This is a genomic window from Mycolicibacter sp. MU0102 (assembly GCF_963378105.1).
Classification (GTDB): Bacteria; Actinomycetota; Actinomycetes; order Mycobacteriales; family Mycobacteriaceae; genus Mycobacterium; species Mycobacterium holstebronense.
On the sequence record NZ_OY726398.1, the window covers coordinates 3113531 to 3135931 of the forward strand.

At 66.5% G+C, this 22401-nt stretch carries 21 protein-coding genes; 9 read left to right on the forward strand and 12 right to left on the reverse strand.

Annotated features, from left to right (window positions below):
- The first annotated feature begins 6 nt into the window (after positions 1-6).
- Positions 7-3363 carry an ATP-binding protein gene (locus RCP37_RS14615; RefSeq protein WP_308483779.1) on the forward strand — a complete coding sequence of 1119 codons (3357 nt, stop codon included), beginning with the start codon at positions 7-9 and terminating at the stop codon, positions 3361-3363.
- 9 nt (positions 3364-3372) lie between these two features.
- Here RCP37_RS14615 and RCP37_RS14620 read toward each other — a convergent pair whose 3' ends face one another.
- Positions 3373-4107, reverse strand: a complete 735-nt coding sequence (locus RCP37_RS14620) for a hemerythrin domain-containing protein (RefSeq protein WP_308483780.1) — start codon at positions 4105-4107, stop codon at positions 3373-3375.
- Positions 4108-4355: 248 nt separating this feature from the next.
- Between RCP37_RS14620 and RCP37_RS14625 the strand changes: the two genes are divergently transcribed.
- Together RCP37_RS14625 and RCP37_RS14630 are read left to right on the forward strand one after the other, a co-directional pair.
- Positions 4356-4853 carry a hypothetical protein gene (locus RCP37_RS14625; RefSeq protein ID WP_308483781.1) on the forward strand — a complete coding sequence of 166 codons (498 nt, stop codon included), beginning with the start codon at positions 4356-4358 and terminating at the stop codon, positions 4851-4853.
- A gap of 16 nt (positions 4854-4869) precedes the next feature.
- Positions 4870-5328, forward strand: coding sequence for a hypothetical protein (locus RCP37_RS14630; RefSeq protein ID WP_308483782.1), 459 nt, complete (start codon positions 4870-4872; stop codon positions 5326-5328).
- A 102-nt stretch (positions 5329-5430) separates the two neighbouring features.
- Here the strand turns inward: RCP37_RS14630 and RCP37_RS14635 are convergent, their stop codons facing one another.
- A complete protein-coding gene (locus tag RCP37_RS14635; RefSeq protein WP_308483783.1) occupies positions 5431-6240 on the reverse strand; it encodes a class I SAM-dependent methyltransferase in 810 nt (269 codons plus the stop codon).
- A gap of 131 nt (positions 6241-6371) precedes the next feature.
- On the opposite strand from RCP37_RS14635, the gene RCP37_RS14640 reads away from it, so the two are divergent.
- Positions 6372-7046, forward strand: a complete 675-nt coding sequence (locus RCP37_RS14640; protein ID WP_308483784.1) for a winged helix-turn-helix transcriptional regulator — start codon at positions 6372-6374, stop codon at positions 7044-7046.
- Positions 7047-7054: 8 nt separating this feature from the next.
- On the opposite strand, the gene RCP37_RS14645 is transcribed toward RCP37_RS14640, so the two are convergent.
- Positions 7055-7438: a VOC family protein gene (locus tag RCP37_RS14645; protein ID WP_082108257.1), complete on the reverse strand. Its 384-nt coding sequence runs from the start codon at positions 7436-7438 to the stop codon at positions 7055-7057.
- A gap of 31 nt (positions 7439-7469) precedes the next feature.
- Positions 7470-7820, reverse strand: a complete 351-nt coding sequence (locus RCP37_RS14650; protein WP_308483785.1) for a DUF732 domain-containing protein — start codon at positions 7818-7820, stop codon at positions 7470-7472.
- Between the two features lie 87 nt (positions 7821-7907).
- Here RCP37_RS14650 and RCP37_RS14655 point away from each other — a divergent pair.
- Positions 7908-9025 (forward strand): IS3 family transposase gene (locus tag RCP37_RS14655; protein WP_308483786.1). Its coding sequence is split into 2 segments (ribosomal slippage): positions 7908-8175 and positions 8175-9025, totalling 1119 coding nucleotides; the frame shifts between segments, so codons are not numbered across the junction.
- Positions 9026-9263: 238 nt separating this feature from the next.
- Here the strand turns inward: RCP37_RS14655 and RCP37_RS14660 are convergent.
- From RCP37_RS14660 to RCP37_RS14680, 5 genes are all read right to left on the reverse strand, one after another.
- Positions 9264-10022 (reverse strand): NUMOD3 domain-containing DNA-binding protein, encoded by a 759-nt coding sequence (locus RCP37_RS14660; RefSeq protein ID WP_308483787.1) that lies wholly within the window; start codon positions 10020-10022, stop codon positions 9264-9266.
- Positions 10023-10049: 27 nt separating this feature from the next.
- The gene (gene nrdE, locus RCP37_RS14665; protein ID WP_308483788.1) at positions 10050-12221 is read right to left on the reverse strand and encodes a class 1b ribonucleoside-diphosphate reductase subunit alpha; all 2172 of its coding nucleotides are present in this window, start codon (positions 12219-12221) and stop codon (positions 10050-10052) included.
- Positions 12188-12646 (reverse strand): class Ib ribonucleoside-diphosphate reductase assembly flavoprotein NrdI, encoded by a 459-nt coding sequence (gene nrdI, locus RCP37_RS14670; protein ID WP_065153705.1) that lies wholly within the window; start codon positions 12644-12646, stop codon positions 12188-12190. The genes nrdE and nrdI overlap by 34 nt, the downstream gene beginning before the upstream one ends.
- A 59-nt stretch (positions 12647-12705) precedes the next feature.
- The gene (locus RCP37_RS14675; RefSeq protein ID WP_224972171.1) at positions 12706-12945 is read right to left on the reverse strand and encodes a redoxin NrdH; all 240 of its coding nucleotides are present in this window, start codon (positions 12943-12945) and stop codon (positions 12706-12708) included.
- A gap of 400 nt (positions 12946-13345) precedes the next feature.
- Positions 13346-14017 (reverse strand): DedA family protein, encoded by a 672-nt coding sequence (locus tag RCP37_RS14680; protein ID WP_308483789.1) that lies wholly within the window; start codon positions 14015-14017, stop codon positions 13346-13348.
- Positions 14018-14098: 81 nt separating this feature from the next.
- On the opposite strand from RCP37_RS14680, the gene RCP37_RS14685 reads away from it, so the two are divergent.
- Positions 14099-14779 (forward strand): response regulator transcription factor, encoded by a 681-nt coding sequence (locus tag RCP37_RS14685; RefSeq protein WP_308483790.1) that lies wholly within the window; start codon positions 14099-14101, stop codon positions 14777-14779.
- Here the strand turns inward: RCP37_RS14685 and RCP37_RS14690 are convergent.
- Positions 14749-16161, reverse strand: coding sequence for a sensor histidine kinase (locus RCP37_RS14690; protein ID WP_373693190.1), 1413 nt, complete (start codon positions 16159-16161; stop codon positions 14749-14751). The genes RCP37_RS14685 and RCP37_RS14690 overlap by 31 nt on opposite strands.
- 153 nt (positions 16162-16314) lie before the next feature.
- Here RCP37_RS14690 and RCP37_RS14695 point away from each other — a divergent pair, with 153 nt between their 5' ends.
- The gene (locus tag RCP37_RS14695; RefSeq protein ID WP_308483792.1) at positions 16315-17493 is read left to right on the forward strand and encodes an AAA family ATPase; all 1179 of its coding nucleotides are present in this window, start codon (positions 16315-16317) and stop codon (positions 17491-17493) included.
- Positions 17494-17506: 13 nt separating this feature from the next.
- On the opposite strand, the gene RCP37_RS14700 is transcribed toward RCP37_RS14695, so the two are convergent.
- Positions 17507-18382, reverse strand: coding sequence for an SDR family oxidoreductase (locus RCP37_RS14700; RefSeq protein ID WP_308483793.1), 876 nt, complete (start codon positions 18380-18382; stop codon positions 17507-17509).
- Between the two features lie 71 nt (positions 18383-18453).
- Positions 18454-19104 (reverse strand): TetR/AcrR family transcriptional regulator, encoded by a 651-nt coding sequence (locus RCP37_RS14705; protein ID WP_308483794.1) that lies wholly within the window; start codon positions 19102-19104, stop codon positions 18454-18456.
- Between the two features lie 117 nt (positions 19105-19221).
- Here RCP37_RS14705 and RCP37_RS14710 point away from each other — a divergent pair, with 117 nt between their 5' ends.
- Positions 19222-20697, forward strand: coding sequence for a cytochrome P450 (locus RCP37_RS14710; protein ID WP_308483795.1), 1476 nt, complete (start codon positions 19222-19224; stop codon positions 20695-20697).
- A gap of 225 nt (positions 20698-20922) precedes the next feature.
- Positions 20923-22401 (forward strand): cytochrome P450, encoded by a 1479-nt coding sequence (locus RCP37_RS14715; protein WP_308483796.1) that lies wholly within the window; start codon positions 20923-20925, stop codon positions 22399-22401.

Here is a 22401-nt window from a genome sequence, read left to right on the forward strand (position 1 = left end):
TCAAGCGTGAATTTGGCTGTCCTCGGGCCGATCCGCGTCCTGCGGGACGACGCGCCGGTTGACCTGGGAACGCCCCGGCAGCGGGCCGTGATCGCAGCACTCGCCTTGGCGCAGGGCGAGCGAGTCTCGGTCGAGACGCTCGCCCAACGGGTGTGGGGCGAATTACCGCCCGCCTCCGCGACGGCGACCCTGCACAGCTACATCGGCAAGTTACGCCGCAACCTGGAACCTGGGCGCGGTCCTCGCCAGACGGCGACGGTACTGGTTCGGGAACATTCTGGCTACGCGCTGCGCATCCCGGCCATCGAACGCGACGACGTCGCGCTCCAACAGGTGGTGACGGCTGCACGCGCCACATTGACCGAACTCGTCGACCTCGATCGTCCGTCCGCGGCTGGACCCGCCGCCGACCGGATCGCGCGGGTTGCGACAGGCCTCGATGAACGGCTGTCGTCCTGGCGCGGCGAGCCCTATCCGGAGCTCGGCGACGACCCGAACGCTGTCGCCGAGCGAGTGCGGCTCGCCGACCTACGGGCCGCTGCCCGGGAACTGCGGATCGTGGCCAGCCTCGCGGTCGGTGAACACGACGAGGTGGTGGGTGAGCTCGCCGCCCTGTGCGCCGAGAATCCGCTGCACGAACGTTGGTGGTCGCTGTGGGCGGTCGCCCTCTTCCGCTGCGGGCGGCTGCCCGAATCGCTCGCCGCGCTACAGACCCTGCGGGCCGAGCTGGCCGATGAGCTGGGGCTCGATCCCAGCGAAGCAGTCCGCACCCTACAGAGCGCGATCCTGCGCCGCGATCCTTCGCTCGGGTGGCCGGCGCCGTCGTCCGACTCGACGACTCGCCGGCCGCCTGCCATCACCACACCGCCGAGCACTGCGCGGACGCCACGCCCGGCCCCCTTCGCCCGACCACGCTGGCCGCTGGTGGGACGTGCCCCGGAACGGCGCCGGCTCCGAGCCGAGGCGGAGGCTGCCGCGGCGGGCGCGACCGGTGTCACCGTCGTGGTGGGCGAACCCGGCGCAGGGAAGACCCGGCTGCTGGTCGCGTTCGCGGAGGACGCCGTGGCGCTGGGCTTCCGAATCGGGGTTGGGCGCTGCCGGGACACTGACCAACCGGAACTGTGGCCGCTGGCGGAGGCGCTGGCCGAGATTTCGGACCGCCCGACAACAATGCTCTACGAGGAGCTGACCGCCGGTTCCGAGTTCGCGCTGCGGGATCTGGCCGTGCGACTGGCCGCGGAATCCGCCCTGGCGGTGCCGACGGCCCTGGTCATCGAGGACTTGCACTGGGCCGGGCCGGTGGTGATCCGGACGCTGACGGCGCTGATCGAGCGGCTCACCGATCAACGGCTCCTGCTGGTCACGACCGCCCGGCCGGACCCAGCAGAAGATTCCGAATTGCAACGGTTCCTGCGCGCCACCGCGCGCGGGGAGGGTAGCCGGATCGAGTTGGGCCCGCTTCCGATCGACGCGGTGGAGCCGCTCGCGGAAGCAGTGGCCGGATCCGCCATCGGCGATGACCGTGCGTCCGCGCTGTGGAACCGGACCGGCGGGAACACGCTGTACCTGGTGGAACTGCTGCAGAGCGCGGGCGCACCCAGCGGCACCCTCGCGGACGTGGTGCTGGAGCGAGTCGGGGCCCTGCCCGCCGAGACCGTCGAGGCCTTGCACGCGGCCAGTGTGCTCGGAACGGCTTTTCGGACCGAGGATCTCGCCGGAATCACGAACACGGACCCTGGGCGCGCGATGGAGCTCGTGGAGCCCGCGCGCCGGGCCGGGATCGTGGCCGACACGGGAGCCGGATTCCGGTTCGGCCACGTGATCGTGCAGGAAGTGATCTACCGAGCGTTGGCCGGAAGTATGCGCACCGACCTGCACCGACGCGCCGCGGAAGTCGCCGCGCAGGGCGATCTGAACCGGGCTGACGTTCGGGCATCGGTGCAGCACCACCTGCGCTGCGCCGCCCCCGCGGACCCCGGTACCGGCTGGCGCACGCTGGTCGAGGTCGCGCAGTACGCGCGGGCCGGCTCCCACTACGACGAAGAGGCGGCGCATCTGGTCCTGGCGCTGGACCTCCAACGGACCGACCGCACGGCGTCCGCCCGGGAACGGTACGAACTGCTCATGCTGGCCACCGACGCGCACCGCTGGTCGGGTGACTGGCAGGGTGTCTCGGACTGTGTGGACGCCGCGACGCTGCTGGTCGGCCGGCTCGGCGATCCGGCCGACCGGAGCACCACCGCGGAGCTGGCGGCGCGCACCCTGTCCGCCAATCTCGACGGCGCCCTGTGGCAGGTCAGGCCCTATGGCGAGGTGCACGCCCCGGTGGTCGACGCGCTCACCGAAGTGCTACCGCAGCTGCCGCCCCACCGGACCGCGGTGCGCAGTCGGGCGCTGCTGACGCTGGCTATGGAGTTGTTCTATTCCGGAGAGGTGGATCGGATCGACGCCCTGGTCGCCGAGGCCCTGGATGTGGCGCGCCCGATCGACGATCCGCGGGTCCGGGTGTCGGTGCAGCTGGGCGCCTACGTGGCACGCTTCCGGCCGGATGCGGCGGCCGACCGAGCCGAATACCTGCGCCTCGCCCGCGCCGATTCCGACCTGTTGGGTGATCCGCGGCTGGAGATGATGGTCGCGACGCTGGCCACCGGCTTGGCCAACGAGTTCGGCGATGCAGATGCGGTGTGGTCCGGTATCCGGGCGCTCACCAGCCGGCTGCGTTCGGCCGGGCTCGGTACCGCCGAGGTGGTTCTGCACACGGTCGCCGGGCCCTGGCACGCGATGGCCGGCGACGACGCGGCCGCATTCGCGTCGGTACAGCGCCTGTACGAGCTGGCCGTAGAAGTGCGAACCCCCAACGTTGTCGAGGCGGCCCAGGTCGTGGCCGCGCTGGCGTGCCTGCACGCGGACCGCGCAGCCGAGGTGGTGCCGATTCTGGACGGGTTCCTCCGGGATAGCCGCATCCCGGCCGCGTCGACGGTGGCGCTGATGCTGCTGCGCGCCGGAGAGCGGGAGCGGGCGGCCGCCTTCGTCGCGGCTCATCCCCTGCCCGTCGAACGCCACACCTACCTCGGAGCGGTGTTTGCCGCGATGAGTTGCGAGATCGCGCTGGAACTCGCGCGCCGCGATCTGGCCACGGACGCCTTCGGATACCTGCGGGCCTATTCGGGGCGGATGGCAAGCGCGGGAACCGCCGCGGCGATCGGCCCGGTGGACCTGTTCCTGGCCTACGGGGCAGCGGTCACCGGGGATGCCGCGGCGGCCGCCGCGTATGCCGACGCAGCGGCCGACCAGGCCCGCCGCTGGCGGTTGCCGCGCATCGAGGCGCGGATCGCCGAAATGCGGCAGCGGCACGGTTTCTGACGGGTTGGCTCAGCGCACCAGGCTCGTACCCACCGTCGTGCCCGCCGGCACCGCCACGAACGCGGCGACGTCCAGACGCTGGAAACGACGGCGCCCCATTCGCAGCATCGCCCGGAGCGGCAACGGAGCCTCGGCGAGCAGTTCGGAGGCCATCGGATCCGGGAGGTCCTTGAAGGCCCAGGGCAGCATCTGCGTGAGTTCGCGGGGGCTCATGCCGCCCCGCAGTTTCGTACGCTCGAGGTGGTCCCACTCCTCGCCCCCGATCCGCGCCTGCAGCACCACATTCGCATCGCGTTCCTCGTGCGACAGGTGACCGGTGAGGCAGGCGTAGGCCCAGTCGACGGCTGCGGTCAGTGTCTCCCGATCGGGCGTGCCGGCGCCGATCGTCATCGCCTCCAGGCCGGCTCGGACCCGGAGCAGCAGCGGGTCAATCTGATCGTGTTCGGTGTCCATGGCGTCCAGGACGGCGAGTGCGTGCGCGTCGCCATCGGCCTCGGCGCGTTCGCGCAGCAGCGGCCAAAGCACTGTGTCCTCCTTGCGATGGTGATCGTGCAACACGGTGGACAGCAGGTCCCACCGGGCCAACAGAGCGCGCCAGGTGCGCCCGTCAGAAACCGGAGTGCGGCGCACGGCGACGCAGAAGTGCGTGAGGTCACGCCGGAATCCGTGATGCATCACGTACATCATCCGCAGGTCGGCCGGCCCTTCGGGGGCAGCGGCCTGGCCGGGCAACAACACGGTCACAGTGACTCCTCTTCGTCCGGGGCGCCCGTCCGGGCATCCTCGTCCCGCACCGTGGCAGGGCGCACTGGTAGTCCACTGGTGGCTGACTTGCGCACGTGCCGATGACATGCCACGGGTCTTCCCTCCCGTCGCCGCTTTCCGCTTCCGGCAAATATGGGGTAATCACCTGATGTGCCGGGCCGGGCCGATCGTGCACCGTAAACCGTGGTTGTGGACGCGCACGGCGACACTGACATCGGGAGGCTTCGATGAGGACCGCCGCCCGCGCCTTATCTGGCCTGGCCGCGGTGACGACGTTGGTCGGCAACGGTATTGCCACGGGTTTGCCGCCCGCAATACCTGCGGCGTGCGATCTCCTCAGCTCATCGATGGCTCGGGAGTTCGCCGGCACCGACGCCGAGCGCCAACTGTGGCTGGACGCCGATCCGCCAGTACCGCTGGGTGATAGCGCCTGCCAGTACTCCGGGAGCGCGGGCACCGTCTTCGTATCGCTCAATCCGATGCCGACGAATCCCGACGCCCCGATAAACCATTTCAGTGTGGTGCGACCGGAGAACGCGATCCCCGATCTTGGCTATCAGGCGTACTGGTTCGGCGCCGGCCAAAGCCTCGTGGTGGTCAAGGAGGGTCTACTACTGCAGATCAAGGTCTCCGACAATGCGAACCCCGCGGGCGCACAACCGGATCAGGACCACAAGAACAGGGATATCGCGCTCGCGAACCAGATCGTTCCCGAACTGAGCTGACGCCAAGGGGTACGCCATGACAAGGACTCGCAGCGCCGTAGTCGCACTGTGCGCCACGGGCAGCGCCGCCATAGTTTTCGGGCCGCCACCGCTGGCCCATGCCACCAACTACTACAGCTTCCAGTCCCCTTCCGGGAACATCGCCTGCGAGATGATCGGCGCGGATGACGGTACCGGCGCGGCGGTGTGCAAACTCAAAGAACACACCTGGTCAGCACCGGCGGAGACGGGCGGCGACTGCGAATTCGCCGGGACCGACGTCAAACTCTTCCAGGGCCACCCGGCGTGCCTCGGCGTGTGGCCCAGCCAGATCTTCCTGCAGCAGCAGAACGGAGGCCTCCCGACGCTCGAATACGGGCAGACACACAGCGTCGGCGCGATCTCCTGCGGTAGCACCGATTCGGGGATGCGTTGCACCGACACCAGCACCGGCCACTACTTCGACGTGTCGCTCGAGTCGTATCAGTTGGGCTAACCGCCCCTCAGGAGAAGTCACCGTGATTCGCGCACTGCTGCTTGCTGTTTCAATGAGTGACGGCACGCCGAACGTAAGTAGTTCAAGCCATACCGGCCAGAATCAGCACTTACGCGCAGTCAGCAGCAGATACTCCCAATCCATCGAGCCGCCCCGCAGTGCGCGATCGGCCAGCGCCGCGATGTCGGCGTCCAGTGCGGCCACGCGATCGGGGGCTTCGGCGACCCCCCGGTAGGCGGCGATGGTCGGCCCGTAGTTCGCCTTGAAGTATTCGCGAAACGCGGCGCCGTCGGCGAAGGCGGAGACCGTCAGCCCGCGGCGCTCGGTCGCAACATCGGTGACCTGCTCGCCCAGCAGTGCACGCACATAGGGCTCGCTGCCCCATAACGGCGGCGCAGACACCCCGGCTGGCGGCGCAGGCACGTACGGCTTCATCGTGGCGAACAGCTGTCCGATGAAACCCTCTGGCGTCCAACTGATCACACCGATACGGCCACCGGGGCGGCAGACGCGGATAAGTTCGTCGGCAGCCGACTGGTGGTGCGGCGCGAACATCACGCCGATACAGGACATCACCACGTCGAACTCATCGTCGTCGAACGGCAACGCCTCGGCATTGGCCTCGCGCCAGTCCAGCAAGAAGCCCCGCTCGGCACTTTGCGCGCGTCCGCGGTGCAGCAATTGCGGGCACAGGTCGCTGGCCACGACGTGGGCCCCGGTGGACGCCGCAGGGATGGCCGCATTGCCGGTTCCCGCAGCCACATCCAGCACCCGGTCCTGCGGCCCGATCCCACAGGCCGTCACGAGTACCGGCCCCAACGGTGTCACCACATCGGTGGCGATCGCCGCGTAGTCGCCTAGCGCCCACAGCGCACGGTGCTTGGCCTCAATGTCGTTCACTACAGCGTTCATCCGTTCTGTCCCCTCTCGCACCCCGGTGAGCCCATCGTCGGTCCGGCCGGCGCAGGCATCCAGTTCCAGATCTGTACTGCGCAGGCCGGCTGCGAGACCATAGATTCGGGCGATCCACGAAAGGCACGCAGATGGCGGGATACGACCAGTTCTGTCCCATGGCCAAGGCCATGGAGCTGCTCGACGAACGTTGGACATTGCTGGTGGTTCGGGAACTGCTGCTCGGCAGCACCCACTTCAACGATCTGCGCCGCGGTGTGCCCAAGATGTCGCCGGCGCTGCTGTCCAAGCGACTCAAGTCACTCGCCCGCGCCGGTGTCATCGAGCGCACCGAAATCGACGGCCGTGCAACGTATTCCCTTACCCGATGTGGGCAGGATCTGGCCGGTGCCGTGGAGGCGCTCACCGCGTGGGGGGTGCGCTGGATCAGCGATCTCGGCGACGCCGACCTCGACCCCCACCTGTTGTTCTGGGATATCCGCCGCACCATTCCGGTCGGTGACTGGCCGCGGTCGCGCACCACGCTGGAGTTCATTCTGGACGGAGTGGCGGCCAAGGCCTCCCGGTGGTGGCTGGTGGTCGCCAACGGTGAAGCCGAGGTGTGCGACTTCGACCCCGGTTACGAGGTAACCGGGACTGTTGAGACCAGCCTGCGGGTCCTGACCCGGATCTGGCGTGGCGACGTCGGCTGGTCACACGCCATGCACGACGGCAGTGTCGCCTTGTCGGGGCCCACCGATGTGCGTCGAGCCATCCCCACCTGGCTCGGGCAGGGCAGAGCGGCCTCGGTCCCCCGGCCGGCTTGACTGATCGCTCAGGGCAGGTTGAGCTGCCAGGACACCCCGAATCGGTCGTTAACCCAGGCGAACGCGGTGGAGAAGCCGTAGTCACCGAGCGGCATCAAAGTGGCGCCGCCCTCCCCCAACTCGGCCACCAGCCGTTCGAGCTCCGCGCGGTCGGCGACGTCCACGAACAGCGAGCTCGACGGGGTGAAGTCGAAGCCGTGCTTAACCGCACTGTCGCTGACCAGCACTCGCAGCCCGGCCAGGTCGAGCTCGGCCAACATGATGCCGGTAGCCGGCTCGGGGTGCGGGGTCGACGACACCACCGAAGCACCCGGGAACGCGGCCAGGTACATCTCGATCGCGGCGGCGGCAGTCCCGCCCTGGAACATCAGAAACGGCCTGATCCGGGTCACGGCGCCCAGCCTAGATACTTCGGATGGCCGATCAACACAGGTAGTGTTCGGCGGCATCGACCAGACGGCTGACGCTTCCGCGATCCAAGCCGTCGTGGCGGTTTACGCCCAACTTGCGTGCTGCCCTGCTGACGACTTGAGCAGCCTCGCCACGCGACTGCGGGGTCGTCTTTCCGTCCGTCCCCTTGCGCAGGACGTGGCACGCTTCATAACCCAATTGCAGCGCCTGGTTATCCCTTAACCGGACCCTCACCGTGCTGTGGACCTCGTTGAGGAAGCTGGTGGCGTCGGCGTGCGCGGTGCCAACTGCCAGCGAGGGCAGGGCCGAGAGAAGGACGGCTGCCAGCATGATCCGCGAGTACCTGGCTTTGATCTGGGCCATGTGACGCTGGCCTGACCCCGATCGGTTGATCCATGGTTTATGAGAGTCTTGCGGCCCACGTTGTGGGCAGGAAGGCTCGACAAGATCATGACGACGAGGAAACGGCACAGCCCCGAGCAGGTTGTGCGCAAGCTGATGGCCGCCGACAGGCTGCTGGCCGAGGGCAAGGACACCGCGGAGGTCTGCCGTGAACTCGGGGTCTCCGAGGCCACCTATCACCGGTGGCGCAACCAGTTCGGCGGGTTAAAAGCCGAGGACGCCAAGAAGCTCAAGGACCTCGAACGCGAGAACGCCACCCTCAAGCGCCTGTTGGCCGATGCCGAGTTGGAGAAGGACGCGCTGCGGGAGATCGCCAAGGGAAACTTCTAGGCCCGGAACGCCGGCGGGCAGCCGTTCGTCACCTCCAGCGTGTGCTGGGGGTCAGCGAACGGTTCGCCTGCCGCGTCACCGGGCAACACCGCGCCACCCAACGCCACGAACCCACGTCGGCGACACCCGAGGATCCCGACGCCGCCCTGCGGGACTGGCTACGCGCCTACGCCAAGACCCATCCCCGTCGTGGTTTCCGGCCGGCCTACCACGATGCCCGCGGCGAAGGCTGGATCGTCAATCACAAGAAGATCCAACGCCTGTGGCGCGAGGAAGGCCTGCGGGTCCCGCAGCGCCGCAAGCGCAAACGCCACGGCACCTCTACCGCCCCGCCAGCGGTCGTCGCGGATGCTCCCGACCGGGTGTGGGCCGTCGACTTCCAGTTCGACGTCACCACCGACGGGCGGCCGATCAAGATCGTGTCGATCATCGACGAACACACCCGCGAATGCCTCGGCGACATGGTCGAGCGCAGCATCACCGGCGATCACCTGATCGGCGAGCTCGACCGTGCGGCCGCCGAACGCGGAACTTATCCCGCGGTGCTGCGCTGTGACAATGGACCTGAATTAGCCTGCGGCGCAATGGCTGATTGGGCCGACGGACAGGTCGGGCTGCACTTCATCCCGCCCGGCGAGCCTTGGCGCAACGGCTACGTCGAGTCGTTCAACTCCCGCATCCGCGACGAATGCCTCAACATCAACAGCTTCTGGTCGCTGGCCCAGGCCCGTGTCGTAATCGGCGACTGGAAGCACGAGTACAACCACCATCGGCGGCATTCATCGCTGGGCTACCTACCGCCTGCCCGCTATGCTGCCGCCTGTACCCACCGATGAACGACTCTCGTTCGCCGTGGACCAGTTCACGGGGTCCGGCCAACGCCTTTCCCCGGCCTACCTCGCAAAAGTGAATGCCGAAACTGGTTCGTTCAGGATTTTCACATTCAGCATAAACGGGTGGCGACGGGCGTGGCCGCAAGACTCGACGTTTATCGGCCGAGCGTTCCAAAAGCTTCAACTCCCGCGACGCCCCTGTCGTGGGATACGAGCCGGTCACTTGCCCCTTCGAAAGTAACTAATCAGATGGCGGTGGCAGCTGCGCCTGCTCATGAAGGCAGCACGGGCACGTGTCGCTAAAGACGCCCTTGTTCGTGTGATAGCGCGTATGGGCGCTGCGTCGACTAGACGGCATTGGACGACCCTTCCTCGCCGCTGACATCTTGGCGCGGGTCTCTTTGCTCGCGGTTCTCCCAAAATTTGGGTTTCCGGCGAGCTTGGCCTTCGCCTCCGCCGACATTGCGTGGCCGAAGCTGGGGTGGTCAGCACCAAACTTCCGGTAGTTCGGATTGTCAGGGCCGACGTTCGTGCCCTTACGTGCTGCTGACCACTTCGCCCGTTGCTCCGCAGAATGCTCCCGTTGATAGAACGGATTCTCCTCGCCGAAGCGGCTAGGAACCTTACGACCGGTCGATCGGATCCTCGCTGCCTCCCGCATCTCCGCGGTCCATTCCACTCCCGTCGGTCCAAGTCCACCAGCCGCAATATTCAGCAAAGGATGCCCCTCATGCCGAAGGAGGGCTATCCAAGCGATCTCGGCCTCACCGAGCTCATCGAGGTCATCCGCCCAATCCAGCTGATCCACGATCACGCTGTCGCGATCCTGCTTACGCAACCAGTCGTAGAACGGGGTCTTCCTCCCGGCAGCGGCTTCCTTCAAATGCTGACAAAGCCGTACTTGCGCCCTTTTCGTCGTGAGGCCGACATAGCGGTACCGCGAATCCGATCGCAGCCTGACCCCGTAGATCAGGCCTCCGCCCGGCGATCCGAGGGGCACCGAGTCCCGGCCTTCAGCGACCAGCCGTCACAGCATGCAGCTGACGCAATTTTCCACCTGCGTGCCTTCCAGCGCCATCTGCCGCAGGCGGATGTAGTACAACGTCTTGATTCCCTTGCGCCAGGCGTAGATCTGAGCCCTGTTCACGTCACGAGTGGTCGCGGTGTCCTTGAAGAACAGCGTCAGGCTCAACCCCTGGTCCACGTGCTGGGTGGCCGCGGCGTAGGTGTCGATGACCTTCTCGTAGCCGATCTCGTAGGCGTCCTGGTAGTACTCGAGGTTGTCGTTGGTCATGTACGGCGCCGGGTAGTAGACCCGCCCGATCTTGCCTTCCTTGCGGATCTCGACCCTCGACACGATCGGGTGGATCGACGACGTCGAGTGGTTGATATAGGAGATCGACCCGGTCGGCGGAACGGCCTGCAGGTTCTGGTTGTAGATCCCGTGGGTCTGCACCGATTCCTTGAGCCGGCGCCAGTCGTCCTGGCCCGGGATCCGGATGCCCGCCTCGGCGAACAGCTCACGCACCCGCTCGGTCTTGGGCTCCCACACCTGCTCGGTGTACTTGTCGAAGAACTCCCCGGAGGAGTACTTGGAGTCCTCGAAGCCTACGAATGACGTACCCCGTTCCAGGGCAAGGCGATTCGATGCGCGCAGTGCGTGATACAGCACCGTGTAGAAGTAGATGTTGGTGAAGTCGATGCCCTCTTCGGAACCGTAGAAGATCCGCTCCCGGGCCAGGTACCCGTGCAGGTTCATCTGGCCCAGCCCGATGGCGTGCGACTGGTTGTTGCCCTGCTCGATCGACGGCACCGACCAGATGTGGGTCTGATCCGACACCGCGGTCAGCGCCCGAATGGCGACCTCGATGGTCTGGCCGAAGTCGGGTGAGTCCATTGCCTTGGCGATGTTGAGCGAGCCGAGGTTGCAGGAGATGTCCTTGCCCACCTTGGAGTAGGACAGGTCGTCGTTGAACTCCGAGGCGGTGGAGACCTGCAGGATCTCCGAGCACAGGTTCGAGTGGGTGATCTTGCCTGCGATGGGATTGGCGCGATTGACCGTGTCTTCGAACATGACGTAGGGGTAGCCCGATTCGAACTGCAGCTCAGCCAACGTCTGGAAGAACTCGCGCGCCTTGATCTTGGTCTTGCGGATGGCCGCGTTGTCGACCATCTCGTAGTACTTCTCGCTGACGGAGATGTCGGCGAATGGGACCCCGTAGAACTTCTCGACGTCGTAGGGCGAGAACAGGTACATGTCCTCGTTCTTCTTCGCCAGCTCGAAGGTGATGTCGGGGATCACCACGCCCAGGCTCAGCGTCTTGATCCGGATCTTCTCGTCGGCGTTCTCCCGCTTGGTGTCCAGGAAGCGGTAGATGTCGGGGTGGTGAGCGTGCAGGTACACCGCACCGGCACCCTGACGGGCGCCGAGCTGGTTGGCGTAGGAGAACGAGTCCTCCAGCAGCTTCATGATCGGGATGACCCCGGAAGACTGGTTCTCGATGTTCTTGATCGGGGCGCCGTGCTCACGAATGTTGCTGAGCAGCAACGCCACTCCCCCGCCACGCTTGGACAGCTGCAGGGCGGAGTTGATCGATCGGCCGATCGACTCCATGTTGTCTTCGATGCGCAGCAAAAAGCAGCTGACCGCCTCGCCGCGCTGCTTCTTGCCGGAGTTCAAAAACGTCGGGGTGGCGGGCTGGAAGCGGCCGTCGATGATCTCCTCGACGAGTTGCTCGGCCAGCTTGGTGTCACCGGCGGCCAGGGTCAGCGCCACCATGCACACCCGGTCCTCGAACCGCTCCAGGTAGCGCTTGCCGTCGAAGGTTTTCAGGGTGTAGGAGGTGTAGTACTTGAACGCACCCAGGAAGGTCGGGAACCGAAACTTCTTGGCATAGGCCCGATCCAGGAGCGACTTGACGAAGTTGCGCGAGTACTGGTCGAGCACCTCGCGCTCGTAGTACTCCTTCTGGATCAGGTAGTCGAGCTTCTCATCCTGATTGTGGAAGAACACCGTGTTCTGGTTGACGTGCTCCAAGAAGTACTGGCGAGCGGCCAGCACATCCATGTCGAACTGGATCTTGCCGTCGGCGTCGTACAGATTGAGCATCGCGTTGAGCGCGTGGAAGTCCAGCTCGCCCACCGGAGCGCTGCGGGTGGTTGCGGTTACCTGCTCTGCAGTTGCAGCGGTTGGTGGCATGCCTCGTCCTTCCAGAAATCAGCCAAGCCCGCGCGGACGGCTTGTACGTCCTCGTCGGTTCCCATCAATTCGAATCGATACAGGTACGGCACCCCGCACTTGCGGGACACCACGTTGCCCGCGTAGCAGAACTCCGCACCGAAGTTGGTGTTGCCGGCCGCGATCACGCCGCGCAGCAGCCCCCGGTTGTGTTCGTTGTTCAAAAAAGCGATGACCTGCTTCGGCACGTAGCCGCCGTCATCCATATCGGGCTGCTGACGTCCGCCGCCGTAGGTCGGCAGGACCAATACATAAGGGTGGTCGACCTCGATGCGTCCGTGCAGCGGGATCCGGATGGCCGGCACTCCCAGCTTCTGCACGAAGCGGTGGGTGTTCTCCGACACCGAAGAGAAATACACCAGGCTGCATTCCGAATCCGCAGACATGGCGCCCCCCCTTCAGCTCTCAGTCAGACTCCACCCGTACCCGACCCGACGACCGGCCTCTACGCGCTCAGCGCGGTCTGCGACAGCGCCTTGATGCGGTCCGGCCGGAAACCCGACCAGTGCTCGTCACCGGCGACCACGACCGGGGCCTGCAGGTAACCCAGCGCCATGACGTAGTCACGGGCGTCGGGGTCCAGCGAGATGTCGACCTTCTCGTAAGCGATGCCCTCCCGGTCCAACGCCTTGTAGGTGGCGTTGCACTGCACGCACGCGGGCTTGGTGTAGACAGTGATGCTCATGGCGGCAGGCTCCTCAGCGAATCGTCGACAAACAACGGATGACGGATCGGGCACTACGTTTCAACGGGCCGCCAGGACATTCCGTTCTCCAGCTCCGCAGCCGTGGCAGAGCACCCAATAGGTGCCGGTTGCCGCGGCCCGAATAACTGGAAGATCCCGGGCCTGTCGGTCCCCCGAACACTACACCTAGTGGTCATCCCTCGGGGTCAATACTAGATGTTCTGAACGACATTGTTGAAATTCGCTGGTCGTAAGCCTGCGACACCGTTCGCGTCGGCGTGTCGCAGCTCACATTCGAACGTCTCTCTGCTCATAACCGCAGGTCTATCACTCGGCACCGACAAGTGAGTCGGACAAGCGGCCACCGACCGCCGGCCAGCAAAGCTTTCCGGCCCGCGGCTCAGCGCATCCCGGCAGGTACCGACTCCGACGGATTCGCGGCATTGAGCGGAGCCGGACGCTTGCTGTGGCGCCGCAGACGATCGCCCATGACACCCAGCAGCACCGGGACCAGCGAGACTGCGATGACCGCCAGCAGAACCAGGTCAAGGTGAGTGCGGACGAACCCGATGCCGCCCAGCAGATACCCCAGCAAAGGAACGCCCGCGCCCCAGGCCACGGAGCCGGCGATGCTGTAGGCGGTGAAGGTGCGGTGGCGCATTCCGGATGCCCCGGCCAGCACCGGCGTCAGGGTCCGCGCCACTGCCACAAAGCGCGCCAAAAAGACGGTGGCCTTGCCGTGGGTGGCGAAGTAGCGCTGGGCCCGTTCCACCTGTTGATGGCCGAGCCGTCGGGCGGCCCGCGTCTCCAGCACAGCCGGCCCCGCCTTGGCCCCGAGGAGATAGCCGCACTGGTCACCGGCGATCGCGGCGGCCGGCACGGTCAAGATCAGCAGCCACAAGGGAACCGCCGGGTGAACTTGAGCGGCCAGCACTCCCGCGGTGAACAGCAGCGAGTCGCCGGGCAGGAAGAAGCCCACCAGAAGACCCGTCTCGACGAACACCACCGCCAGCACGCCCAACAGACCGAACGTGGCGATCAAGGTGTCTGGGTTGGTAGTAATTCCGGTCATGGCGCCAGCTTGTCCGCCAGGCGCTGTGGGAGCGCTGAGAACGCGGCGGGGCGGGTGGTCGAGCTCTGCTGTACTGGTGTCGTGCGGATATTGCTGGTCGAAGACGAGGCTCGGCTGGCGCAGACCGTGTGTCGTGGGCTGGCGGCCGAGGGCTTCGTCGTCGATGTCGAACACGATGGCGCAGACGGCCTGGCCGCCGCGGCCACCGGCGACTACGACGTGATCGTGCTGGACATCATGCTGCCCGGCCTCAGCGGCTACCAGGTGGTCCGCGAGCTGCGGGCGCAGCAGGTGTGGACGCCGGTGCTCATGTTGTCGGCTAAGGACGGCGAGTACGACATGGCCGATGCCTTCGATATCGGCGCCGACGACTACCTGACCAAACCGTTCTCGTTCGTCGTGCTGGTGGCGCGGCTGCGCGCGCTGCTGCGCCGAGGCGCACCGGCACGTCCGACGGTGCTCACTGCGGGCACCCTGGCACTGGATCCGGCTCGCCGCCGGGTGACCCGCGGCGACACGGTGATCACGTTGACGCCGCGAGAATTCGGGCTGCTGCAGTTCTTGATGCGACACCCGGATGACGTCGTCACCAAGGCCGACATCTTGCGGTCGGTATGGGACACGAACTACACCGGCGACGAAAACGTCGTCGAGGTCTACGTCGGGTACCTGCGCCGCAAGATCGACGCACCGTTCGGACTGGCCACCATCGAGACGGTGCGCGGCGCCGGCTACCGCCTGCGCTCCGACATCGACTCTTGATCGGGGAAACCCTGCCGCGGCAGTGCGACGGTGAACACCGCACCACCGCCGGCCGCATCGTCCACGGCCACGGTTCCGCGGTGGGCACGCACCACCTCTGCGACGATCGCCAGGCCGAGTCCGGTGCCGCCCGATGTTCGGGCACGGGCCGCGTCGAGTCGGACGAACCGTTCGAAGATCCGGCTCCGTTCGGCCACCGGGATCCCCGGACCGTCGTCGGCGATCGTGATGACCACGCCGTCGGAGGCCGGACGGCAGCTCAGCGTCACCGTGCTGCGCGCATACCGTGCCGCGTTGTCGACCAGGTTGCGAATCACCCGGGTCAGGGCGGCGCGGTCGCCGGTGACCCGGCAGGCCCGGATATCGGTCGCGACGCTGACCGAGCCGCGGCCGCCGAGTCGGTTCGCCTCGGCCGCCAACAGATCGTCGACGTCGACGTCCTCCCCCCGCAATCCCAGTGCCCCTTCGTCGGAGCGGGCCAGCAGCAACAGGTCCTCGAGAAGTCGGCTCATCCGGTGTGATTCCGGAAGAAGTGATTCGTCGATCAGTGCCCGGTCCATCAGTTCGGGCCGGGCACTGGCCAACTCCAGCGCGGTGGTTATGGTGGCCAGCGGGCTGCGCAATTCATGCGAGACGTCGCTGACCAGACGCAGCTGGGCGGCCCTGCCGTGCTCCAGGCGAGACAACATGGCGTTCATCGTCGTTGCCAGTTCGGCGATCTCGTCATGGGTTCGGGGAACCGGCACCCGCTCGGTCAGATCAGCACTCGAGATCGACGCCACCCGGGTGCGGATCGCTTCCACCGGCCGCAGTGCGGCGCCCACCAGGCGGAAAGTTCCCGCTGCCACCAGCACGATCAGAATCGGCGCGCCCACCGCCAGCAGCACACCCACCACCGTCACGATCTCCTCGACCGGTTCGCGGTCCACCCCCACCAGCACGGTGACCGGCGCTCCGCCGGCGGCAGCCCCTCGAGCCGATACCCAATATTCCTCGCCGGTGGCGGATTCGACGCGGCCTACATAACGCGCTTGACCGTCGGCGAGGACTACCGCGGTCAGCGGCGTCCGGGGCGCGCCGTTGGAGGCGGCCCGAATCACGCCCGACGCGCCGACGACCTGTACGACGGCGATGTGCCCATCGGTGGCCAGTAACGCCGACTCCAGGTCGTCGAAGTCACCCGAGCGCAGCTGAGTGGCGATGTGTTCGGCACGAAGGCTAGCCGCGGTCTCGGCGGTCGATTCCAGCGACCGATACAGCACCAACAGGAGCAGACCGCCCGCGATCGCGAGGCAGACTGTCATCACCGCCGCGGCGGCAAGCGCCGATCGGGTCCGAACTCCGCTGTATAGCGAGCGAATCCGCTTGATGACGGCCCGCATCCGGTGCGTGTTGCCTCTCACCCCGCCTCCCGGTTCATCGCATGTCGACACAGCATGCCCGTCATCGTCGCCCGCCGCCGCTGTGATGGCACTGAGGCCGCGAGTTTGCTCACGACGCCCACCACGTCGGAGGCAGCCGCTACCCTGCCGGGCATGCTGTCGACGCTGGCCGTACGGGGTTACCGCTCGCTGCGCGAGCTGGTGCTGCCGTTGAGACCGCTCACGGTCGTGACCGGGGCCAACGGCACCGGCAAGTCCTCGCTGTACCGGGCGCTGCGACTGTTGGCCGACTGCGGGCGTGGCGAGGTGATCGGCTCGCTGGCTCGCGAGGGCGGCCTGGAATCGGTGCTGTGGGCCGGCCCCCAACAGCTCGGCGAAGCGCGCCGCAGCGGAACCGCCCAGGGCAGCGTGCGCACCCGAGTGGTCTCGCTGGAGATGGGCTTCGCCTCCGATGATTTCGGCTACCTGGTCGATCTGGGACTGCCACAGGACCCCGCGCAGGCGTCGGCGTTCTCCCACGATCCGGAGATCAAACGCGAGATCGTGTTCGCCGGGCCGGTGCCGCGGCGCGGCGCCACCCTGGTGAGCCGCACCCGGGCTTTCGCGCAGGCCAGCACGGACTCCGGTGTCGAAGAACTGTCACGGACCCTGCCCACCTATCGCAGCGTGCTCGCCGAATTCGCCCACCCCGGCGCGCATCCGGAACTGGCCGCGGTCCGCGACCGGCTACGGGACTGGCGCTTCTACGACGGCTTCCGGGTCGATGCCGGCGCACCGGTGCGACGACCGCAGGTCGGTACGCGCACGGCGGTACTCGCCGGCGACGGCGTCGATCTGGCTGCGGCGGTACAGACCATCATCGAGTCCGGTGACGACGAGCTGGACCGTGCGATCGCGGCCGCATTCGACGGCGCGACGTTGTCGGTCAGCTCGCACGACGGCATGTTCGACGTGCAGTTGCGCCAACGGGGCATGCTGCGGCCGTTGCGTGCCGCCGAACTGTCCGACGGCACCTTGCGCTTCCTGCTGTGGGCCGCCGCCCTGCTGAGCCCGCAGCCGCCGTCGCTGATGGTGCTCAACGAGCCGGAGACGTCCCTGCATCCCGACTTGGTGGCGCCGCTGGCCGAGCTCATCCGGGCCGCCGCCACCCGAACCCAGGTCGTGGTGGTCACCCACGCGCGCACCATGCCCGAGCTGCTCGCCGCTGTGCCTGTCGCCGACGCCGATCGCCACGACACCGCAGAGATCGAGGTCTACAAAGACTTCGGCGAGACGCGGGTCGCCGGTCTGGGCCTGCTCAACACCCCGCCGTGGGACTGGGGCAGCCGGTGACCTGCCTGGCGCCTCAGGAGCTGCGCAACGAATCCCGCGACGGCCGCAGCGCCCGGCTGAACAGCACGTTGGCCTGACGCATGGCCACGCTGTAGGGCAGCCAGGCCAGCCGCTTGAACGCGTACAGCGCCCGGATGTCACCCGAGGTGTAGACCAGGTAGCGGTTGCGCGCCACCCCGGCCAGGATCTTGTCGGCCGCCTTCTCCGGCGACACGGCATGGCCGGCAAAACGGCCCACCCACTTCTCCACGTGCGGGTCCTCGCGGTCCACGCCGGCGATCTCGACGGTGTTGACCAGACCGGTCTTGACCGCGCCGGGAACCACCACCGACACCCCGATCTTGTGCCGGGCCAGGTCGAAGCGCAGCACCTCCGACACTCCGCGCAGGCCGTACTTGCTGGCGGAATAGGCCGCGTGCCAGGGCAAGGCGACGATTCCGGCTGCCGAGGACACATTCACCAGGCGCCCGCCGCGGCCGGCGGCGACCATCTGCGGCAGGAACGATTCGATGACGTGGATCGGGCCCATCAGGTTGATGTCGACCATCTTTCGCCACTGTTGGTGGCTCAACCGGTCGACTGTCCCCCACGCCGACACTCCGGCAATGTTCATCACGACGTCCATCGACTCGTGGCGCTCATGGATGTCGGCAGCGAAGGCGGCGACGTCGTCGTAGTCGGCGATGTCGACCACCCGGTGCTCGGGTACCAGCGCGCCCAGAGCGCGTGCGTCGGCGACGGTTTCGGCCAGACCCTCGGCGTTGCGGTCGGTCAGGTACAGCTCGGCACCCAGCTCAGCCAGCCGCAATGCGGTGGCCCGTCCGATGCCGCTTGCCGCTCCGGTGATGAAGCACCGTTTGCCCCGGTAGTACTGCGCTACGCGTGTCATGGGTGCAGACGATACCGGCGGTACCGCGCACCGACGATGCAATCCCCCGCTGTGCCGATGGCGGCGACCCGCTAGGTCTTGCCGCCGCCCCACAGCGCGTTGCGCCACAACACCTCGAGAACCGGCACGCCACGACTCACATCACCGCTGGGCCCCACAAAGGCACTGTCTCCGGAAAGCATGTAGGCCGTGGTGGCGCCCAGGGTCCGCACCAGCGCAGGAATGTCGTCGCTGATCGGGTTCGCGGTCCCCGCGGCGAGCTCGTCGTTGACCACGCCGACGATCTGGTCGATCACCGCATCGATCTGAGCGTCGAGCAGCTCCCGGATCTCAGCGTCGCTGTTGCGCGCCATGTTGCATGCCGACATCACCGGATCGTTGTGGGCGTAGACCGCGGCCGCGCTGCCCACCATGCGCCGGGCGAATGCCTCCGTTGATTCGTCGGCGCCCCGCGGTGCGAAGTAGTGCGTCAGCTCTTCGAGCTCGTGCGTGGCTTCCGTCAGGATGTGGGCGAGCACGGCGTACTTGGAGTCGAAGTAGAAATAGAACCCCGAGCGCGCCACTCCGGCCCGGTCGCTGATGGTGCTGACCGAAAGTTCCGCGAAGGGTTTCTCCTCCAGCAGTTCCCGAACCGCCTGAACAATCGCCTGACGTTGCTTGTCGCCCCGCCGCAACGGCAGATCGTCGGCGGACCGCCCACCCTCGTCAACCTCGCTATTCACCTTTGCACCTTGCACCACGCCGCGCCGGAATCAAACTTGACAGGCGTCAAACTTACTCCAAGGATTAGGGCCAAGTGACGGTTACCACAACCAGTCCGGGCATTTAGAGGAGCGTCTGTGACCACCATCAGCACCCCGCGTTACCTGCTCGACCAGGCGAAACGCCGGTTCATCCCGACCGTGAACACCATCCCCGGGATGGGATTGCTGGAGAAGCGGCTGATGACGGTCGACTGGCCACAACGGACGCTGGCCGCGCCGCCGCCGGGCAGTGGTCTGAAGCCCATCGTCGGCGACTCGGGACTGCCATTGCTGGGTCACATCGTCGAGATGTTCCGCCAGGGACCCGACTTCCCGCTGCACCTGTACAACACCCGGGGCCCGATCACGTTCGCCGATTCGCCCATCCTGCCGTCGATCGTCGCGCTAGGACCCGACGCCACCCAGACGATCTTCACCAACAAGAACAAGGATTACTCGCAGAAGGGCTGGCTCCCGGTGATCGGGCCGTTCTTCAACCGCGGTCTGATGATGCTGGACTTCGACGAGCACATGGGCCATCGGCGAATCATGCAGTCCGCCTTCACCCGGCCCCGACTGGCCAGCTACGTCGAGGACATCGATCGGGTGGCCTCAGCGATCGTGGCCGACTGGCCGACCGACGACAACCGCTTTCTGCTGTACCCGGCGATGAAGGAACTGACCCTCGACGTCGCCTCGGTGGTGTTCATGGGCCACGAACCGGGCAGTGACCACCAGCTGGTCACCAAGGTCAACCGCGCCTTCGAGCAGACCACCCGGGCCGGCGGCGCGATCATCCGCACAAGCCTGCCGCCATTCAAGTGGTGGCAGGGTCTGCAGGGCCGCAAGCTGCTCGAGGACTACTTCGTGGAGCGGGTCAAAGAGCGTCGTAAGGCCGAGGGCACCGACATGCTGACCGTCCTGTGTCACACCGCCGACGAGGACGGCAACAGCTTCTCCGACGCCGACATCGTCAACCACATGATCTTCTTGATGATGGCCGCCCACGACACCACCACCTCGACGGTGACCACGATGATCTACCACCTGGCCGCACACCCGGAGTGGCAGGACCGGGCCCGCGACGAGTCACAGCGACTCGGCGACAGCCCGCTGGACATCGAGTCGCTGGAGAAGCTGGAGACCCTCGACCTGGTCATGGACGAATCGCTGCGACTGGTGACGCCGCTGCCGTTCAACATGCGCCAGACCGTGCGCGACACCGATCTGCTGGGCCATTACGTTCCGGCCGGCACCAACGTGGTCACCTGGCCGGGCATGAACCACTGGCTGCCCGAGCTGTACACCAACCCGCGCCAGTTCGACCCGGAGCGCTTCCTCGAGCCGCGGTCCGAGCACAAGAAGCACCGCTACGCCTGGGCGCCGTTCGGCGGCGGCGCGCACAAGTGCATCGGGATGGTGTTCGGCCGCCTCGAGGTCAAGACGGTGCTGCATCGGTTGCTGCGCCAGTACCGGATTGAGCTGGCCCATCCCGACTACCAGCCGCGCTGGGACTACGGCGGCATGCCGATCCCGATGGACGGTATGCCGATCGTTTTGCGCCGGCTCTAGTCCACGCTGCGAGCAGACACAGAATCGCACCACTGGCCGCTCCGGCGTGCGATTCCGTGTCTGCTCACGCCTGGCACATCGCCTCCTGACACGCCCTCGCTGCTCGGCTCGGAACCCCGCGCCACGCCACGCCGGATCCAACCTTGACAGTCGTCAAGTTTGATCCAAGGATTGGCGATCAAGTGACGGGCGCCACAGCCCGCCTGGGCCGTTAAAGGAGTGTCTGTGGCCACGATCAGCACCCCGCAGTACCTGATCGACCAGGCCAAACGCCGGTTCACCCCGTCGTTCAACAACTTCCCGGGTATGGCCGCGCTGGAAAAACGGCTGTTGAACATGGAGTTCCCCGAGAAGAAACTCGCCGAGCCGCCCCCGGGCAGTGGACTCAAGCCGGTCCTCGGCGATTCCGGGCTGCCGATCCTGGGGCACATGGTCGAGGTGCTGCGCGGCGGGCCCGATTACCTGATGCACATGTACCAGACCCAGGGCCCGGTGCTGTTCGGCGATTCGCCCGTCTTGCCGGCCGTCGCGGCACTGGGACCCGATGCGACGCAGGTCATCTACTCCAACCGCAACAAGGACTACTCGCAACAGGGCTGGGTCCCGGTGATCGGGCCGTTCTTCAATCGGGGCCTGATGCTGCTGGATTTCGAGGAACACATGTTCCATCGGAGGATCATGCAAGAGGCGTTCGTACGGCCGCGCCTCGCCGGCTACGTCGAGCAGATCGACCGGGTCGCCTCCCAGGTGATTGCCAACGACTGGGTCACCGATGACGCGCGCTTCCTGCTTCACCCGGCGATGAAGGAGCTCACCCTCGACATCGCCGCGCTGGTGTTCATGGGACACGAACCCGGCACCGACCATGAGCTGGTCACGAAGGTCAACAAGGCGTTCACCACGACAACCCGGGCCGGCAACGCACTGATCCGAACCAGCGTGCCGCCCTTTACCTGGTGGCGTGGCCTCAAGGCGCGTGAGCTCTTGGAGACCTACTTCACCGCCCGGGTCCGGGAGCATCGAGGCAAGGAAGGCAACGACCTCCTCACCGCGCTGTGCTACGCCGAGGACGAGGACGGCAACCGGTTCTCCGACACCGACATCGTCAACCACATGATCTTTCTGATGATGGCCGCCCACGACACGTCGACGTCCACGGCCACATCAATGGCCTATAACCTCGCGGGCAACCCAGACTGGCAGCAACGCTGCCGCGACGAATCGACTCGCCTGGGCGACGGGCCGCTCGACATCGAATCTCTGGAGAAGCTGGAATCGCTCGATTTGGTGATGGACGAATCGATCCGCCTGGTGACACCGGTGCAGTGGGCAATGCGCCAGACGGTCCGCGACACCGATCTACTGGGCTACTACATCCCCAAGGGCACCAATGTCATCGCCTACCCCGGAGTGAACCATCGCCTTCCCGAATTGTGGACGAACCCAATGAAATTCGACCCAGAACGGTTCACCGAACCGCGTAACGAGCACAAACAGCACCGCTACGCGTTCAATCCGTTCGGCGGCGGCGCGCACAAGTGCATTGGAATGACGTTCGGCCGCCTCGAAGTCAAGGCGATCTTGCACCGGCTGCTGCGCCGGTACCGGCTGGAGTTGCCGCACCCCGGCTACCAAACACGCTGGGACTACGGCGGCATGCCCATTCCGATGGACGGGATGCCGATCGTCTTACGCCGGCTTTAG